General features: G+C 31.1%; 13 protein-coding genes, 2 tRNA genes and 1 pseudogene. 10 read left to right on the forward strand and 6 right to left on the reverse strand.

Annotation, left to right across the window (positions count from 1 at the left end):
• The first annotated feature begins 569 nt into the window (after window positions 1–569).
• Window positions 570–640 (forward strand) — tRNA-Gln (locus tag B0A78_RS10490).
• A gap of 321 nt (window positions 641–961) precedes the next feature.
• Complete coding sequence (locus B0A78_RS10495; protein ID WP_014164779.1) at window positions 962–1,321, forward strand: hypothetical protein; 360 nt, start codon at window positions 962–964, stop codon at window positions 1,319–1,321.
• A gap of 177 nt (window positions 1,322–1,498) precedes the next feature.
• Here the strand turns inward: B0A78_RS10495 and B0A78_RS10500 are convergent, their stop codons facing one another.
• Together B0A78_RS10500 and B0A78_RS10505 are read right to left on the reverse strand one after the other, a co-directional pair.
• Window positions 1,499–1,696, reverse strand: a complete 198-nt coding sequence (locus tag B0A78_RS10500) for a hypothetical protein (protein ID WP_097609663.1) — start codon at window positions 1,694–1,696, stop codon at window positions 1,499–1,501.
• A gap of 191 nt (window positions 1,697–1,887) precedes the next feature.
• Window positions 1,888–4,047 (reverse strand): S46 family peptidase, encoded by a 2,160-nt coding sequence (locus tag B0A78_RS10505; RefSeq protein ID WP_097609664.1) that lies wholly within the window; start codon window positions 4,045–4,047, stop codon window positions 1,888–1,890.
• 800 nt (window positions 4,048–4,847) lie between these two features.
• On the opposite strand from B0A78_RS10505, the gene B0A78_RS10510 reads away from it, so the two are divergent.
• Window positions 4,848–5,930: a sensor histidine kinase gene (locus B0A78_RS10510; protein WP_014164782.1), complete on the forward strand. Its 1,083-nt coding sequence runs from the start codon at window positions 4,848–4,850 to the stop codon at window positions 5,928–5,930.
• Window positions 5,931–5,932: 2 nt separating this feature from the next.
• Window positions 5,933–6,652, forward strand: coding sequence for a LytR/AlgR family response regulator transcription factor (locus B0A78_RS10515; RefSeq protein ID WP_014164783.1), 720 nt, complete (start codon window positions 5,933–5,935; stop codon window positions 6,650–6,652).
• A 23-nt stretch (window positions 6,653–6,675) separates the two neighbouring features.
• Here the strand turns inward: B0A78_RS10515 and B0A78_RS10520 are convergent, their stop codons facing one another.
• Window positions 6,676–7,122 carry a GNAT family N-acetyltransferase gene (locus B0A78_RS10520; protein ID WP_014164784.1) on the reverse strand — a complete coding sequence of 149 codons (447 nt, stop codon included), beginning with the start codon at window positions 7,120–7,122 and terminating at the stop codon, window positions 6,676–6,678.
• Window positions 7,119–8,351, reverse strand: coding sequence for a 3-deoxy-D-manno-octulosonic acid transferase (locus B0A78_RS10525; RefSeq protein ID WP_014164785.1), 1,233 nt, complete (start codon window positions 8,349–8,351; stop codon window positions 7,119–7,121). Before B0A78_RS10525 ends, B0A78_RS10520 begins: the two co-directional genes overlap by 4 nt.
• A 93-nt stretch (window positions 8,352–8,444) precedes the next feature.
• Between B0A78_RS10525 and B0A78_RS10530 the strand changes: the two genes are divergently transcribed.
• Together B0A78_RS10530 and galE are read left to right on the forward strand one after the other, a co-directional pair.
• Window positions 8,445–9,575: a DegT/DnrJ/EryC1/StrS family aminotransferase gene (locus tag B0A78_RS10530; protein ID WP_065213744.1), complete on the forward strand. Its 1,131-nt coding sequence runs from the start codon at window positions 8,445–8,447 to the stop codon at window positions 9,573–9,575.
• Between the two features lie 59 nt (window positions 9,576–9,634).
• Window positions 9,635–10,648, forward strand: coding sequence for a UDP-glucose 4-epimerase GalE (gene galE / locus B0A78_RS10535; RefSeq protein ID WP_014164787.1), 1,014 nt, complete (start codon window positions 9,635–9,637; stop codon window positions 10,646–10,648).
• Window positions 10,649–10,714: 66 nt separating this feature from the next.
• Here the strand turns inward: galE and gpmI are convergent, their stop codons facing one another.
• Window positions 10,715–12,232, reverse strand: coding sequence for a 2,3-bisphosphoglycerate-independent phosphoglycerate mutase (gene gpmI / locus B0A78_RS10540; protein ID WP_065213743.1), 1,518 nt, complete (start codon window positions 12,230–12,232; stop codon window positions 10,715–10,717).
• A gap of 1,068 nt (window positions 12,233–13,300) precedes the next feature.
• On the opposite strand from gpmI, the gene B0A78_RS14905 reads away from it, so the two are divergent.
• The 3 genes and pseudogenes from B0A78_RS14905 to B0A78_RS10555 all read left to right on the forward strand — a co-directional run bounded on the left by B0A78_RS14905 (window position 13,301) and on the right by B0A78_RS10555 (window position 16,381).
• Window positions 13,301–14,836 (forward strand): hypothetical protein, encoded by a 1,536-nt coding sequence (locus B0A78_RS14905; protein WP_065213742.1) that lies wholly within the window; start codon window positions 13,301–13,303, stop codon window positions 14,834–14,836.
• Window positions 14,837–14,879: 43 nt separating this feature from the next.
• Window positions 14,880–15,191 (forward strand): annotated as a pseudogene (locus B0A78_RS15095) (RHS repeat domain-containing protein); the annotation flags it as partial.
• Window positions 15,192–15,673: 482 nt separating this feature from the next.
• Window positions 15,674–16,381, forward strand: a complete 708-nt coding sequence (locus B0A78_RS10555; protein WP_041253349.1) for a murein L,D-transpeptidase catalytic domain family protein — start codon at window positions 15,674–15,676, stop codon at window positions 16,379–16,381.
• Here B0A78_RS10555 and B0A78_RS10560 read toward each other — a convergent pair.
• On the reverse strand, window positions 16,325–17,977 hold the full coding sequence (locus B0A78_RS10560) for a L,D-transpeptidase family protein (protein WP_014164791.1): 1,653 nt from the start codon (window positions 17,975–17,977) through the stop codon (window positions 16,325–16,327). The genes B0A78_RS10555 and B0A78_RS10560 overlap by 57 nt on opposite strands.
• A gap of 574 nt (window positions 17,978–18,551) precedes the next feature.
• Between B0A78_RS10560 and B0A78_RS10565 the strand changes: the two genes are divergently transcribed.
• A tRNA-Gly gene (locus B0A78_RS10565) sits at window positions 18,552–18,624 on the forward strand.
• Window positions 18,625–18,707 lie beyond the last annotated feature (83 nt).

Consider the following 18,707-nt stretch of genomic DNA (forward strand, 5'->3'; position numbering starts at 1 on the left):
ATTTATAGATTTTTTGAGTTTAGAGAGGTCAAGAATCAAGTCAAAAACGGGATCAAGTCAAAAATCTGTGAGATTGCTGAATTAAGCAAGTAAATTGGTTGGTCTGAAAAGGAGGAATTGGATCGAGATTAAAAGAGGATGGTCTAATAGAGAAGAAATTTTTTTGATACTTCGAATTCCAATCTAAATTCTTTTGTTTTAGTGTGGAATGACTTTGTAGGAGTGTTTGTGTTTTTATTGTAAGGAAGTTTGGTCTTGATTGGTAATGAATTGTTATTTTATTAAGTAATAATGTTGAATTTTTTAAGTTTGAAATCTTTTGTTTTATATATCCATGCGCTAATTTTAGTGTGGTGATGTTTTGTTGTTATTATGGTTGTTGGGTTAAAGTAAAGCTTTTTTTTAAAAGGAAGACGTTTTCTGGAGGTATAGGTGTGTATTTTGTTTCTTTAAGTATTTGATTTTGAATTGTTTTTCTGTTTTCTCTGTTTTTTTTAATTAAAAAGTTGGAAATAATAGAAAAAAACCAGTATATTTGCACTCGCAAAACGGAAGTATTGTAAGTTTAATGGTCTATGGTGTAACGGTAACACTACTGATTTTGGTTCAGTCATTCAAGGTTCGAATCCTTGTAGACCAACAAAAAAAAGCTCTGAGGAATCAGGGCTTTTTTGTTTTATGGCTTTTTGAAATAAGTAGGATTGGGGTGAATGATTTCTTTTGAGTCTTGTGTTTAATTAAGAGTTAGTGATTTTTTCTTGAGGAGAGGTCGAGGGATTTGTATTGGTTTCTTTCTTAGTGGTTCTAAGGAGGGCTGGTGGGGTGTTTTTTTTGGTTTTAATTTTATTTGTTTAAAATTATTATAGATAAAATTTCTTTTAAAAAATGTGTCAATCTTGGGTTGAGGTTTTGAGGTTGTTTTTGGGTGGGTGTAAATAATAGAAAAAGATATTGGTATTGTATGGCGACTTTTGTGATTAGTAAACGTTTGGATGGTTGTTATAAGTTTGAATTTGTTTCTAGGAAAGGTAAGACGATTATGACTAGTGATAGTTATGAATTGCGTTTTGAGTGCGAGGAGGATATAGATAAGTTGAAGTTGGCTTTGGAGGGGGCTACAATAATGCGTTTTAAGACATCGAGTGGGAAGTTTTATTTTCGTGTAATTGTGGATAAGAGGGAGGTGGCTACTAGTCGAAAATATACTACTCAGTTATTGATGCAGCGAGGAATAGATGAAATGATGCGTTCTGCTATTGTGGCGGAGGTGTTGGATTTTGCGGCTAATGAGTTTGTTTTTCCAGAGTTGGAGGTTTTTTAGAGTTGAAAGTTTTTTAGAGTTGAAAGTTTTTTGGCTGTGTGGTGCTCTGTTTTTGGTAGGAATTGCTAAAAATGGAGTTTTTTTAGTAAAAAAAAAGTGATAAGAAGTGGGAAGGTGTTTTAAAAGTCAAAAGCTCCGAAAAACGGAGCTTTTTGAAAAATATTAGATTTTATCTAATTATTTTTTTACTTCTTCTTTAACAGCAGCAGCAGCAGCAGCAGCAGCAGTATCAACAGCAGCAGCAGCAGAGTCAACAGCCTCAACAGCAGCAGTATCAACAGCTTCTACAGCAGTTTCGTCAGTAGTAGCAGCTTGATCTTTACAAGAAACACTCATCATAGCAACTAAAGCCATAGTTAAAACAACTTTTTTCATCTTACTTAATTATAAAAGGTTAATTATTAATTCGTGTCGCAAAGATATAAAATTTTTATTATGTAAAACTTTTTTCTAAACTTTTTTTTTAAAAAAATAATCTTTGTCGACAAGAGGATTTATTACAATATATATGCCAAATTTTAAAGAGCTTTTTCATACAAATAAAAAGCCCTTATAATACTGTATTATTATTTGTTTTTAGTAGTTCCTATTGGTTGGACGATTTTTATTTCTTCAATTAAATTTTGAGCTCCTGCAAATTTGTCTATTATAAATAAGATGTAGCGAGCATCTACCATGATGTTTCTACAGATTTCAGGGCTGTAGTAGATGTCGCTCATAGTGCCTTCCCAAACACGATCAAAATTACACCCAATTAAATTGCCATTAGCATCTAATGCTGGAGAGCCTGAATTGCCACCTGTAGTGTGATTAGTAGCAATAAAAGCAACAGGCATTTTGCCATTTTTATCAGCATATTGCCCGAAATTTTTAGAATGGTATAAATCAATCAGTTTTTTGGGTACATCAAATTCATAATCACCAGGAATGTATTTTTCTATGACACCATCTAAAGTAGTGAAAGGAGAGTAGATTACAGCATCAGATGGTTTATAGCCTTTTACTTGTCCATAAGTAACACGAAGAGTACTATTAGCATCTGGGAATATACGGGCAGATTTAGGACTTAATTCTAAGATGGCTTTCATGTAAGTACGTTGTAATGCAATATTTTTTAGATTGATTTCATTATACTTAGGAGCTACATTTTTATCATAGGCATCTATGATTGATTTTGCTAAGACATACCCTTTGTCTTGATTTATTTTTTCAATAATAGATTTAGTATCGCCGCTTAATAGTTCTTTCAAACCAGAATAGGAGGTTAGTTTTGAATTTTGAAAAACATCAGTAGTTAATTGAGAAGCATTGATATTGTTTAAAGAATTAGGTAAAAATTGTTTAGGAGATTTTGTAGCGTAAAGATGAATTAACTGTTCGAAGACTTTTTCATCTACAGATACATTGAAGTTTTTGTAAGTACCCTCAAAATTAGTGATTAAATTGTTTTTTCTTTCGGTAAAAATTTGTTCTCCTTTTGTGTTTAAAATTTGCTCTAATTGATATAAACGATAACCAAAATTTAATATTTCACAATTACGCATTACTACTTCAGAAAAGTAGTCGCGAGCAATAGCGTATTCGCGGATGTTTTTATAATTTGTTTTAAATTCATTTAAAAGGGTGCCATATTCTGCTTGTTTACCTGCCTTGTTGATTTTTTGAGTTAACTCGGTTTCAAATTTTTGTTTAGCTTGAACAGCATTTGCTTTTTTTAATCCTTTGATTTCTCCCATCCATTTTTTCCAAGCATTGGCAATTGAAGCATTTTTTGCTGCATATTGTATTTTAATTGCAGGATCTTTACGCATAAAAGAATTTTGAGTTTTTAGGGTGGCATCACGAAGTTCAATGCGTGCGGGGTTTAAATCATTTATGATTTGCTCTACAGCATAGCTAGGTAAATATTCTTGTGTGCGACCAGGGTACCCCATAACCATAGTAAAATCATTTTCGTGTACTCCTTTTATAGAAATAGGAAAGAAATGTTTTGGTTTATAAGGAACGTTGTCTTTTGAGTATTCCGCAGGATGATTGTTTTTGTCTGCGTAAATGCGGAATAGTGAAAAATCTCCTGTATGACGAGGCCATACCCAGTTGTCGGTATCTGAACCAAACTTCCCGATAGAACTTGGTGGTGCTCCTACTAGGCGTACATCACGGAAAGTTTCGGTTACAAATAAAAGATATTGATTGCCGTCATAAAAAGTTTTGATTTGATTTTCTTGCCAAGATTCTTTAGGTAGTGTTTTTGATAAAAAGGAAATGTTTTCCTGAATTTTTTTTTGTTTTTCTAATTCAGAGGAAATAGATGCAATACCTTCTAAAACTTTAGAGGTTACATCTTCAATACGAATAATAAAGGTTACAAATAAATTTTTATTCGGAAGCTCTTCTTCCATCTTATAAGCCCAAAAACCATTAGTTAAATAATCATGTTCTACTGTAGAGTGACTTTGGATGTTGTCATATCCGCAGTGATGATTGGTTAGGATTAATCCTTTGGGAGAAATTACTTCGGCAGTACAGCCTCCGTCAAAGTGGGGGACAGCGTCTTTTAGGCTGGATTTGTTTGTTGAATAAATATCTTCTGCTGATATTTTAATTCCAAGATTTTTCATTTCGGTTTCATTCATTCCTTTTAGCAAAGAGGGAATCCACATTCCGCCCTGTTGAGCAAAAAAGGGAGAAACCACTAAAATAAGAAGTAGTCGTAAAAATTTCATAATATGTATTTATAGCACGTGCAAGTTACAATTTTTAGAGAATTATAAGGTTTTTTTAAGTTTTGATTAAGAAAAACCATTTATCATTTTGTTTTACCGTTTATCATTTTTTGATAATCATTATGATAGTATTGTACTACTTTTAGATTGTTAAATACTAAAATAATGGTCGAAAATTCATAATTATAATTGCATACGGTATTCCTTTGTAGGCTTATCTGTTAATTTTTTAAATGAAATAATTAGGTCTGTCGTCATAGGTACTGTAATTGCAATAAATCTTAAAATCAATCAAAAAACGAACAGAGACCATTATAAATAGAGATATGAATGAAAAGTGAACCTGACGGAATCTTTGAATATTATTTTTGAAGAAAGTTTTAGAAGGTTAATACTGCTTAGGAGCTTCTAAAGTATTCAAATTAGGATACTTAAACAGGTTTTTTTAACAGTTTTATGAGTACTGATAAATTTTTGTTCTAATGGGTATGTTTGCAAAAAATAAAATAGACTTTTTAAAAAGGAGAACATTTTTTGGCTGGATTATAGCCGTTTTAATGATTTAGAGTAGTTTGCCTAAGACGTTTGGAATTTGTAGGAAAATATTTTATAATTAATAAACTTTTAATCCAGTAAGTTTTGTATTATCGCGGGAAGATAGATTATAAAAGACAAATATTGGTAAAACTGTTTTTGGTTTTGGTAGATTTTTGCTAAAGATTAATGATAATAGTATGATACAGTTTATATTACATCTAATAACCAAATTAGTAGATTTAATTATCGAAATTTTATTTTAAATGAAATTAATAACAAATTGGAAATATCACATTTTAAACTTTATAGGATGGCAAATTTATTTGTTATCCATTTTAACTTTTGAAAAGCTATCGTATGGACTTTTTCAGGTTGAAAAATGGAGTGATTTGGAATGGAATAAGCTGTATTATTTTATAGCAGAAGGGGTTTTGTGTGGATTCTTGGGGTTTTTACTGTCCAATGTTATTCTTGTTTATGTAGATTATAAAGTTCAAATTGGTAAAATTTCTAAAAGAGCTCTTTGGGGAATTGTCCTTGTTTTTGTTTTATCTCAAATACTCTATCATCTCTTATTATGGCCCTTTTTAAGTGTGCCATTAAAGTATTTTTTAGATAGAGAAAATCCCTTGACTTTTCTTATGAAATTGGCAAATATACCCGTGTTTGGAGTATCCTTCTTAGTGTGGTTTTTTGTTGTGATGACGTATAAAATTTTTAAATATTTAAAAGAAATTAAAATTAAGCAATTAGAACTAGAAACTAACTTAAGAGAAATAACTTTAAACACACTTAAAGGGCAGATAAATCCACATTTTATGTTTAATAGCTTAAATAATATTCGTGGATTAATCCTTGAAAATCCTTCAAAATCTAGAGAAATGTTAACTAGATTGTCTGAAATGTTGCGTTACTCTTTGACGAAAAGCGATACGAATAAAATTGTATTAGAAGAAGAACTAGAAATGGTTAGTAATTATATAGCTCTTTCTAAAATACAATTAGAAGATAGGTTAGAATATATTACAGAAATAAATTCTGATACATTGTATTTTTCTATTCCACCTATGATAGTACAAATGTTAGTTGAGAATGCAGTAAAACACGGTGTGTCAAATATAAAAGAAGGAGGTGTTGTGAAATTGATTTCAAAAATTAAAAAAAACGAACTACATTTAATTGTTGAGAATACAGGGTTTTTAAAAAAGAGGAGTACTTCTACTCAAATAGGATTGAAAAATATAAGAGAACGACTTTTTCTTTTGTACGCTAACAGAGCTACTTTTGAAATTGTAGAGGAAAATAAAATGGTAAAAGCTAAAGTTGTAATTCCTTTTAATGTATAACAATGATAAAAATTAAAGCTGTTATAGTTGAAGATTCTCGATTGGCTCGAAATGAATTAAAAGAGTTGATTAAAAGTTTTCCTGAAATAGAAGTTCTAGGAGAGGCAGAAAATGTAGATGCAGCCTATGAATTAATTAATTCTTTAAATCCTGATTTGCTTTTTCTGGATATAAATATGCCAGAAAAAGATGGTTTTGAATTGTTAGAAATGTTAGATGATGTTCCGATTACTGTTTTTACAACAGCATTTGACGAATACGCTTTAAAATCATTTGAATATAATGCTTTAGATTATTTAATGAAGCCTGTAAGTCCTAATAGGTTTTCAAAAGCAATTGATAAGGTTAAACAAAAGTTAGAAAACAAAATTGTAAAAAACAAACAAAAGGTAGAGATTTCCAATCAAATTTTTATCAAAGAAGGTGAAAAATGTTGGCTCTTAAAAGTTGCAGATATCTATCTTTTTGAAGTAGAGGGTAACTATACTAAAGTTTTTTTTAATGATCAAAAAGCAGTATTAAATAAATCACTGAATCAGATTGAAAAAAAACTTCCAGAAGATTTTTTTAGAGCTAACCGCAATCAAATAATTAATATAAACTACATAAAAAATATTGATTTATGGTTTAGTGGTAATTTGTTAGTACACCTAAAGGACGATCAAAAGATAGAAATATCAAGAAGGCAATCTAGTTTGTTTAAAGAAAAAATGAGCTTATAAGATTTTTATTTAATAGGATCTTTCTATCTTGTTTTGTATTTCATTATTTTTCTTTTATGAATGACAAAATCGTTAGAAGTATATAATTTTTGAGCATTACTATTGTGTTCTTCAACTTCTAAATAAATCATTTTTATATTAAATATTAATGCTTGTTCTTTAATAAAATCCAAAGCTTTTTTTCCAATACCTTTTCCTCTTGAAGATTCTGTGAGGTATAATTCATCTATAAAGGCCAAAGTACCTTGGTATTCAAAACTAAAAATAAAAGTAAGAATAATATATCCTACTATTTTATTTTCATGGTATACAAACCAGCATCGACCTAAGTTGCTATTAGAAATAAACTCATGAAACAAAGCAGAAGAAGTTTTTGGATTAATAGGATAATTATCAATTGCGTAAAAATCCTGCATCATCTGAACCGCTAAGTCAATTTGATCTTGTTCTATAAGTTTGAAATGTATCATTTAAAAATAGTATTTGTAATAGTTTGAGTTGCTCCAGCATTCATTTGAACAAAAGTTTGACAAATATGTCCTTTTTCACGCCTTTCATCTTCATTTTGAATTAATAAGTTAAAAGCTTGAATTAATTCTGTTTGATCCGAAATAGAAATGCACCCTTTTTGATGTACCAAAGCAGTAGCTTCTGCAAAATGCGAATAATTAGGTCCAATTATCACAGGAACACCAAAAGTAGCCGGTTCTAAAATATTATGTACGCCAGGATTACCAAAGCCACCTCCCACGTAGGCCATGTCAGCATAAGAGTATATTTTTGTTAAAATGCCAATAGTATCTATAATAAACACATTAAATTGAGCTAGATTTTTATTGCTCATTTCAGAATGTAATACCACGGATTTATTAATTTGAGACATGATATTTGATATTTGCCCTCCTTTAATATTATGGGGCGCGATAATAAATTTTACATCATCCGAGGATTGATTAATATATGGGATTAACAAATCTTCATCCTTTGGCCAAGAACTACCTATAACAATAGTTGTTTTGTCGTCTTTGAATTGTTTTATGAAGTCTAACGTATTATTTCTTCCTAAAATAGTAATTACCCGATCGAAACGAGTGTCTCCAGAAACAATAGTGTTTTGAAACCCTATAGTTTTCAATAATTCTTTAGAAGAATCATTCTGAACAAAAAAATAATTAAAGTTTTTTAAAGCATTCCGGTAAAATCCTCCGTACCATTTAAAGAATAACTGTTTTTTTCTAAAAATACCAGAAATTAAGTAGGTGTCAATTTTTCTTTTCCCTAATTCATTTAGATAATTGGGCCAAAACTCGTATTTAATAAAAAATACCTTTTCAGGATGCACTAACTCTAAAAAAAGATTAGCATTGGCTTTAGTATCTAAAGGTAAATAGATTGTAATATCTGCAATTGTATTGTTTTTCTTAACCTCATATCCCGAAGGAGAAAAGAACGTTAATATGATTTTATACGAAGAAAAGTTTTCTTTAATCTTTTCCATGACAGGTAACCCTTGTTCGTATTCTCCTAAAGATGCCGCGTGAAACCAGATTGTTTTATCCGTTGGATTAATTTTTGACGCTAAAGTGTTAAATACATCTTTCCGCCCTTTAACAAATAACTTAATTTTAGGGTTAAGTAAAGCTATGATATTTAGGAAAAATTGTACAAAATGTATAATTGTGTTGTATAGAAAAAGCATAATTAAAATTTGATGATGCTAAAATACATTAGTTTTCTAAAATTTAGTAGAAAAGCTATTAAATTAGTAGATTTGTAACCTAAATTTTACTCGATGAGAAAGATACAAATGGTTGACTTAAAAAGCCAATATGATAAAATAAAAGAGGAAGTTAATACTTCTATTCAAGAAGTTTTAGATACGACAACTTATATCAACGGACCTTTAGTTCATCAATTTCAAGCTGATTTAGAAAAATATTTAGGTGTTAAACATGTAATTCCATGCGCAAATGGTACAGACGCTTTGCAAATTGCCATGATGGGATTAGGATTACAACCAGGCGATGAGGTAATTACGGCTGATTTTACTTTTGCGGCTACTGTGGAAGTAATTGCATTATTACAATTAACACCTGTATTAGTAGATGTAGATATAGATACAATGAACATTTCTATTGAGGCAATTAAAAAGGCAATTACAGCTAAAACAAAAGCCATTGTTCCAGTACATTTATTTGGTCGAGCGGCAAATATGGAGGCTATAATGGAAATAGCTCGTGAAAATAACCTATACGTTATAGAAGATAATGCACAAGCTATTGGAGCTAATTACACTTTTAAAGATGGGGCAAAAGCAAAAGTAGGAGCAATTGGTCATGTGGCAGCTACTTCATTTTTTCCTTCTAAAAACTTAGGTTGTTATGGCGATGGTGGAGCAATTTTTACAAATGATGATCAATTGGCTCATAGTATGAGAGGAATTGTAAATCATGGGATGTATGTTCGTTACCATCATGATGTAGTAGGGGTAAATTCTCGTTTAGACAGCATTCAAGCAGGTGTGTTAAAAACAAAATTACCGCGTTTAGATGCGTATAATAAAGCGCGTAGAGAAGCAGCTTATAAATACAATCAAGCTCTGGGATCAAATCCTAATATTGTGATACCTGAATTTAATAATAATACTGATGATCACGTATTTCATCAATATGTATTTAGGGTTATTAACGGTAAACGTGATGCTTTATTAGAACATTTACAATCAAAAGAAATACCATGTGCCATCTACTATCCAATTCCTTTACATAGTCAGAAAGCTTATTTGGATGAACGTTATAATGAAGCGGATTTTATGGTGACGAATCAGTTAGTTAAGGAAGTAATTGCATTACCAATGCATACAGAATTGGATGATGAACAAATAAAATTTATTACAGATGTAGTTCTAGACTTTATAGGATAGATACTTCTCTGTTAACAATAATCAATAACAATAATCAATAAACAAACAAATTAATTTTTATGAGAATATTAGTAACTGGAGGCTTGGGGTTTATAGGGTCTCATACTGTAGTAGAATTACAAAACAAAGGTTTTGAGGTAATTATAATAGATAATTTGTCAAATTCGTCGATAGAAGTTTTACAACGAATTGAAAATATTACAAGTAAGAAACCTATTTTTGAAAAAATTGATTTACGTGATAAAAAATCAGTTCAAGATTTTTTTCAAAAATATCAAGATGTAAATGGGGTTATTCATTTTGCTGCTAGTAAAGCTGTTGGGGAAAGTGTAGAAAATCCATTGTTATACTATGAAAATAATATAAATACTTTAGTATATCTTTTACAAGAATTACAACAAAAATCAGAAGCCCATTTTATTTTTAGTTCTTCATGTACAGTTTATGGACAAGCAGAAAAAATGCCCATAACAGAAGATGCTCCTGTACAGTCAGCTATATCTCCTTATGGGAATACAAAACAAATAGGAGAAGAAATAATTGCAGATGTAACTAAAGTAACTAATATAAATGCTGTTTTACTACGTTATTTCAACCCAATTGGAGCACACCCTTCTACAGAAATAGGAGAATTACCATTAGGAGTTCCCCAAAATCTAATACCTTTTATTACACAAACAGCTATAGGATTACGACAAGAATTATCGGTTTTTGGAAATGATTATCCTACAGAAGATGGAACGGCTATTCGTGATTATATTCATGTAGTAGATTTAGCTAAAGCCCATGTGGTAGCCTTAGAACGCCTTTTAGCTAAAAAAAATGTAGAAAAAGTAGAGGTGTTTAATGTAGGAACAGGAACAGGAAGTTCCGTGTTAGAAGTTATTTCTACTTTTGAGAAAGTATCAGGTCAAAAATTACCATATAAAATTGTAGGAAGACGAGAAGGTGACATAACAGAAGCTTACGCCCATACAGCAAAAGCTAATGAAGTTTTGGGCTGGAAATCTCAATCTACCCTAGAAGAAGCATTAACAAGCGCTTGGGAATGGGAACAAAAAATTAGAAGATAATTAAAAAGAGGGTGTCCTAAAAGTAATAATTGGATACTTTTGGGACAACCTCTTTTTTACAAATATTTATAGTAGAGATTTTCCAGTCATTACCTCGGGCTTGGAAATCCCCATTAATTCTAAAATAGTCGGAGCTATATCTGCTAAAACACCATCGTTTATATTTTTTAATTCTGGATCTATTAAGATAATAGGAACAGGATTGGTTGTATGAGCGGTATTAGGACTTCCGTCAGGATTTATCATAGTGTCACAGTTGCCATGGTCAGCAATGAGTATTGTTGTGTAATTATTTTCTAAAGCAGTTGTTATAACCTCTTTAACACATTGATCCACTGCTTCACATGCTTTGATAGCTGCTTGCATATTTCCCGTGTGCCCCACCATATCACCATTTGCAAAGTTAAGACACACAAAATCTACTGTTTCTTTTTTTAATTCTGGAATTAATGCGTTTTTTAGGTCAAATGCACTCATTTCAGGCTGTAAATCATAAGTGGCTACTTTAGGAGATGAACATAAAATTCGACTTTCACCTTCAAAAGGCTCCTCTCGCCCTCCAGAAAAGAAGAAAGTAACATGTGGATATTTTTCAGTTTCGGCTATTCTAATTTGTTTTTTATCGGTTTTAGATATTACTTCACCTAAGGTTTCTGTAATATTGTCCTTGTCATAAATAACGTATACATTTTTATAGGTTTCATCATAGTTGGTCATTGTTACATAATACAAGTCTAGATGATTCATCTTTTGTTCCTGAAGATCTTTTTGAGAAAGAACTTCCGTTAGTTCACGACCTCTATCTGTTCTAAAGTTAAAGAAAATAACCACATCGCTATTTTGTATTGTTGTTAAGGGTTCTTGATGAGCATCAACTAATACAATTGGTTCAATAAATTCATCTGTTATGTTCTTAAAATAACTCTCTCTAATAGCGGTTACAGGGTCAGTAGCTTTTTTTCCTATACCTTCTACCATAACGGAATACGCTTTTTTTACCCGTTCCCAACGCTTGTCACGATCCATAGCAAAATAACGTCCTGTTATAGTGGCAATTTTAGCTGCTGAACGTGTACAATACTGCGCTAAATCATCTATATGTTTTTCACCAGATTTTGGATCTACATCGCGACCGTCCGTAAAAGCATGAACGAAAACTTTTTTTAAACCATAATCATTTGCAGCATCCAACAGTCCTTTTAAATGATCTGTATGTGAGTGAACCCCCCCATCTGATACTAATCCTAAAAAATGTACAGGTTTATTGTTTTTTTTAGCGTACTCGTAGGCATTTAGCAAGACTTTTTCGTTATTAAGAGTCTTGTTTTGAACAGCTAGATTAATTTTAGCCAAATCCTGATATACTATCCTTCCAGCACCTAAGTTCATGTGACCTACTTCACTATTTCCCATTTGTCCATCAGGTAGGCCTACATTAAGTCCATCAGTTCGTAATGTAGCATTTGGAAATTGTGTATAAAGGGTATCTATAAAAGGAGTATTGGCTTGGTCAATAGCAGATACTTTAGGATCAGGTGATTTTCCCCAACCATCAAGAATCATTAGAATTACTTTTTTATTCATTTTTAGAAGTGTTATGTGAAACCTCAAAATTAGGAATTTGAAATCAAATATGATCTTTTAATTCGAACAGATTATAAAGCGGGGTTATCAAACGTTATTTTTTGTGAATTAGAGATCAAATTATGGATACAAATAAAATAGCTATAATTATTGTAATTTTATTGATATAGAGTAAACCAAAAGAATGAAATAGTTTCTAATAAAAAGTAGTTAGACTATGAAATTAGGCTTTCATTATCAATTATTTTTGTTTTGTAAAAAATGGTTAAAAAACAGGATGATTATCACCTAGATTTTATGATTTTTTTAAAAACATTTTTAAAAGGGAATAAAAAACCTTACACAAATTTGTATTTCATCTGATAAATAAGTATTTCATCAAATTGTAAAAATAATACTTTCTGTAAATCAAATCGTTATTCTTAGAGGATTAAAGGGGGTTTGGAATAAGATGTGTTTTTGTTATACTTTTGTAGTAGTTTTTAAAGAAATAGGGTTTTATGAGAAGTTATTTTGGTGTTTTTTTATTTCTTATAAGGATTTGTTATGCTTAAGATTTAAGTAAGCTACTTTTTGAATATGATGAGGTAGGCAACCAGATTAAACGTTCTTTTTGTATAAACTGCCCTAGTTTAAATAAAATAGATATAAAGTTAGTTGAGGAATTGGTATCGTCTGATTTACATCTGGTTTCGAGGGTGTAGTAATTCTCTTATTATTTCAATCCAGTTTACTAGCAGTCGTATTTACAGTGGCAATCTATTCAAGGTAAATCAATTCGGTCATTCCGTTTGATTTTACTTTAAGGACAAGTATTACGTGCAGTGATAGGAGTAGAACAAATGAATACCATGGTGTTTGAGTTTGGGAACCCGCCTAAAGAAATGTATATAATAGTGATGGAATATACCACAGGAGATGAAAAAAATATAAAAATAGTCAAGGAATGAGTTTTTGTAATTGAAATTAGGTTATGAAGTAAAAATGAGATGATTACTAGAAATCAATTTTTTACTTTTCGTTCATAACCATTAAACAAAATAAAAATTAAGATTTAAAAAGAACATAATGAAAATAAAAATTAAGGAATTAAGAACTGTATGTTTTGGATTAGTAGCTTCTTTAGGATACGGACAGCAAGTTATTGATAATGTAGGTATTGGGTTAGGAGGTCCCAATTATGGTGCTAGAATAGATGTTAGTTCATTAAAAGGATGGAATGGAGGATGGAGTAGAGGTTTTCAAATAGGAGAAAACTCGGATCCAAACAATCTTAATTTAATTATGTTTGGAGGCAAGGGAACTACTTCAATAAATGGTGCTCCAACTTTAGATTATGGATTTATTGGTAAAGACTGGAACAAGGCATATATGACTTTTTTACCTAATGGTAATGTAGGGGTAGGAACAGTATTACCTATAACAAAGCTAGATGTTTATGGGGATATATCTTTGAACTTTCAACATGGAGCTTCGCCTATTTTCAGAGCAGCTTTTCAGAGTCCAAATGCGGGAGCTATTGATTTTGGAGATGGGTCAGGATGGAAGTTTTATATTAGGAGAAGGAATGATAATATGAAATTGGTTACTTTTTTAGATAATGGAAACGTAGGAGTCGGTACAGATAATCCTTCGGAAAAAATGGAAGTCAATGGAGGATATATTAGAATTACAAATTCAGGTAAAGAAGGACCTGCTTTATCTTTATATAATCCAGAAAAAACAGAAGCAGGAGCAGTATGGAGAATGTACAATATGACAGGTCCCTATGGTAATAGCTTACAGTTTTGGAATTATCCTAATAATTTTTCAAATTCAAATCAGCGTTTAGTTTTACACGATAATGGAGATATGAATGTAAATGGGAATGTTACTTTAAGTAAAAATTTATATGCGAGCGATCTTGTATCAGGAGGAACTAATTCATGGATTTTTCATACGCCTGATGACGGTAGAAATACATTGCATATAGCACCCAATTCTGAAAACAATTGGAAATGGGATAAAGGTATGGTTATTAAAGCAGATGGTAATGTAGGGGTAGGAATTACAACTCCTTTAGGAAAATTACACGTGGGGGATAATACTAATGCGGGAGTGGTTCTTAATAACAGAATAAGTAGTGTAATTTCTCAGATTCCTGCACAATTGTCGTGGGCAGAATCTGGTGCTTTAGGACAGGCTGGTGATTTGATTATTAGTCCAAGAACGGATATTTCGGCTTCGGTGAAGTTTTATACCAATGATGGTAAAACAATTAGTGAACGTTTTCGTATTTCAGGTTTAGGTAATGCCGCACTACAAGGAAAATTAGAAGCCAAAGAAATAAAAGTAACCACTACCCCTACAGCGGATTTTGTTTTTGCCGACGATTACAACCTACCCAAATTAGAAGAAGTAGAAAAACATGTAAAAGAAAAAAGACATCTACCCGAAATAGCATCAGCAAAAGAAATGGAAAAAGAAGGTGTGAACGTCGGAGCATTTCAGATAAAATTATTACAAAAAATTGAAGAATTAACATTATATGTAATTCAACAAAAAAAACAATTGGAAATACAAAATAAGCGCATAGAGGAATTGGAGAAAAAAAACAGGAAGTAACAAGTTTTTTAAAAAATAATATAAAAGTTTTCGCTTAATCCAGCACAAGGACTATCTAGGGACCATATTAGCAATAATTGATGAAAAAGGGAAACGATTAGAAGAATGTCATTTTGATGCTTGGGGAAATTTAACACGTGGTATCATGCAATTATTGGATAGAGGGTATACCGGTCATGAATATTTCGAAGACGAAGGATTGATTCACGTGAACGGGAGGTTGTATGATCCTACTTTACGTTGATTTTTGAATGCAGACAAAAATAGACAAGATCCGACCAATACACAGTGTTATAACAAGTATGGATACGTAATGAATAACCCATTGATAGTCAATGATCCGAGTGGAGAGGTTATACCATTGCTTATTGCAGCGGGAATAGCAGCTACAATAGCTTTGTTTAGTTATACCGCAATAACGTATTTAAAAGATGGAGTTAAGTATTACATAGGTAGTGCTTTAAAAGCAGCTTCTTGAAGAGCAGTTAGTGGAGCTATTACTTTTGGAGTAAGAAGTATTTTTTCTAGTGCAACAGGATGTACTGCACGCAAATAATATCTAACTTTTTGGGTGCAGTCTATTTTAGGACAGCCTCTTATTTTATATTTTGTAGTAACTCCGAAAGGGTATCTTTATGATTTTTCTTGGGATTGAAAATTAGGATATTAAACAAGGTTCGTTTATTTTCCTTCAACCAAAAAGAATGGAATCATAAAAAAGAATGATAAATCGACAAAATGCAAAAAAAATCGACAAAACGCAAAAATAATTTGCTATGTCAAATTTTTTTATGATATTTGTATTATAGTAATAACAATATAAATAAAAGATTGTCAATGGTTTACAGATTTTTACCCCTTGTTTTGTTATTCTTAATGTCTTTTTCCCCAAAGACTACTAATAACGAGAGTTCTGACTTGGTAACGAGTAAAAGTAATTTTGCTATGTTAGCCAAAATTGAGATGATCTATTTTTCTTTAGACGCAAACCATTTGGCATTGCCGCCTATGGAATGCTTTAAGAAAGCAATGTTTGGATATTATTCATTAAAAGAAAAAGGATTAATAGAAAAAGACGTATTAACGGTAATTGATTTTAGTTTATCATCAACTAAAAAAAGAATGTGGGTTATTGATTTGATTTCGAACAGAATTTTATTTAATAATTTAGTTACACACGGAATGAAATCGGGAGGTGAATTTGCTAGTAGTTTTTCAAACGAATTAAATTCTAGTAAAAGTAGCTTAGGTTTTTATATAACAGGAGAAACGTATATAGGTAAGCATGGTCTGTCTCTGAAGTTAGACGGTCAAGAAAGAGGAATTAATGATAACGCAAGAAACCGTTCCGTTGTAATGCACGGAGCCGAATATGCTAACCCAACTGCAATAAAACTCCAAGGCTATTTAGGGAGAAGTCAAGGGTGTCCAGCCATACCAGAAGCCATTAAATGCGATGTTATAAATACAGTAAAAGATAAAACATGCTTATTTATCTATCATCCTACCAGGGCTTATGATATTGCTAGTAAACTGACCGCTTAGTCGTAAATATAATTCAGAATCATATTCGTAAATATCGTTTCTAAACTGTAAGGTTTCTTTAGCATACCAAGCTGTAAAGTATAGGAAATGAATTCCAAAATTCTGACTTACTCTTACAGCTTTTGTTTCTTTCTTCTGAAGAATTGTATCAATTTCTGCTAGTGAATAAACAGGCACTTCTATTAGTTTTTTCTTGTATATAGGGACTGTGTTTTTTGTTTTATTTTTTTGGATGATTTCTTCTTTTACATATTCTTTTTTTAGTTTATCTCTTAATAAATATTCTGCTAATGGCAGTGGCTTTTCTATTCGAATACAGCCAGAACTCAAAGCGCGGTATTGATTGATAAAAAGTTCTCTGTGATTCGTATCATGCATATAAACGAGGTGTTTGTTGCTGAAATTTATTTTTACCAATCCCAAAGAATTGTTGTAACCAGGATCTTGAACGTATTTATAACTTAATGCGTCTTCAGGCTTCCATGAATATGGCGATATTTCCTTATTTTTAGAATTAAAAATTTTGATTTTACTCTTATAAAAATAATTTCTACTTTTTGTAGCAGCAGGAATTAAATCCTCTTTTATAATTGTAGGAGGAACCGTCCATGTGGGATTAAAAACGATATTGTCAACTTTTGAAGATAGAATAGGTGTTTTGCGCTTGGGTTGACCAATTACTACCTTATATGTTTTTATAGTATCGTTGTTCTCTACAAGCTGTAGTTGAAAATCCGTAAGATTAACGGCTAAAAAATTATTGCCCAGATCTACAGGAAACCATCGCCATCTTTCAAGATTTACAAGTATTTGTTGTCTGCGATACTCCTTGCTGTAATTCAATGCTTTCAGGGTTCCTAAGCCTATTCTACCATCTGTTTGCAATCCGTGACGATTTTGAAATAAGATGATTGCTTTTTGTAAATTTTCATCAAATGTTTTATTAAAAAGAGTATCATTGGGTTTTAAATCACCCCATAATCGTAGTCTCTTTTTAATTTTAGCAATCGTACTGCTATTCTTTAATCCAAAGTATAGTTTTTCATTTGGTTTAGGTTTTATAGTGTCAAAAACTTCATTCGGCATAGTATTAATTTGTAATAAAGCCTTTTTAAGTTGTTTGTAAATATAATGTTTCGGTTTGCTTTCGTTAATTAAGCTGTCTACTTGCTTTTTTGCTAAAATATTGGTTAATATTGAATCCGTTACTATGGATTTTGGAGTTATTTCCCAATCAGAATAGATTTCGTTTGCATTAAGTTTTCCGTTTTTTAAATGGGAGCTATATTTAATGAGAGCGATGGTGAGTAATTTGTGATAATTTTCTTTTTGATCAAGTGTTAGTATTATAGAATCTTCATATCTTAATAATTCAGAATAATGATAATCTTCAGGATTTAATCCTTCCTCTGTGGATTTTCTAATGGCTTCTAATAAGGCTATTCTATTTTCATCTAAATCCCAGTTTTCTAATAAAGTTTCATTTTTTAAAGCATTTTTTATGCTTTCTTCTGTTGAAAAAAGCTTAGAATTAGTATTGTTAGCACAACCTAAGTAGATTAGAAAACAAATGAATATAGGGTAAATTTTTTTCATATTTTAATTTCTTTATACACAATATAGTCTAAACCTATATTGTTTCTATCAAATACTTCGACTATATATCTTGTAATTAGTTTTTGTATAAACATTCGCTGTGCTTATGCTCGTATTAAACCAAATTAAGTCTATAGAATTTTCTTTCAAAAACTGTTCCAAATGGTTTAATAAAATTCTTCATAAGTTGTTGTTTGATTATTTTTTAAGATAGTCCTCTCTTTTGCTTAATGCGAATTCGTAAAAGTGAATAAATTACTTTAAAAAGAAAGGTGAAAAAAATGTTTTATCAAACAGTCTAAGATAAGGAAAAATAGCCAAAGGAGTACTATTTGAAAATAACTTTTTAATGGTTTTTTGTGTGTAAGTTCTTCATTTATAGTGAAGTGGTTTTGTGGTTTTGGAATGGTTTCTATACGGATCATGATACACAAAAATACGGTTTTATAAGAAAGAGATTTACTTTATAAGAAAGTTTTTATCGGAAAAATGAGTTATTAATCGTATTTTTTTTAAAAAAAATACTTTAAAAGTTTGTACAAACAAAAAACATGCTTATATTTGCACTCGCAATGCGGAAGTAGCTCAGTTGGTAGAGCTCCAGCCTTCCAAGCTGGTTGTCGCGAGTTCGAGCCTCGTCTTCCGCTCAAAGCCTTGAAGAAATTCAAGGCTTTTTTATTTCTACTTTTTTGGAATCAAAGGGGATCAAAGGATCAAGTCTAAAACGGAT

Origin of the sequence: Flavobacterium columnare NBRC 100251 = ATCC 23463 (genome assembly GCF_002530675.1) — a bacterium.
GTDB lineage: Bacteria > Bacteroidota > Bacteroidia > Flavobacteriales > Flavobacteriaceae > Flavobacterium > Flavobacterium columnare.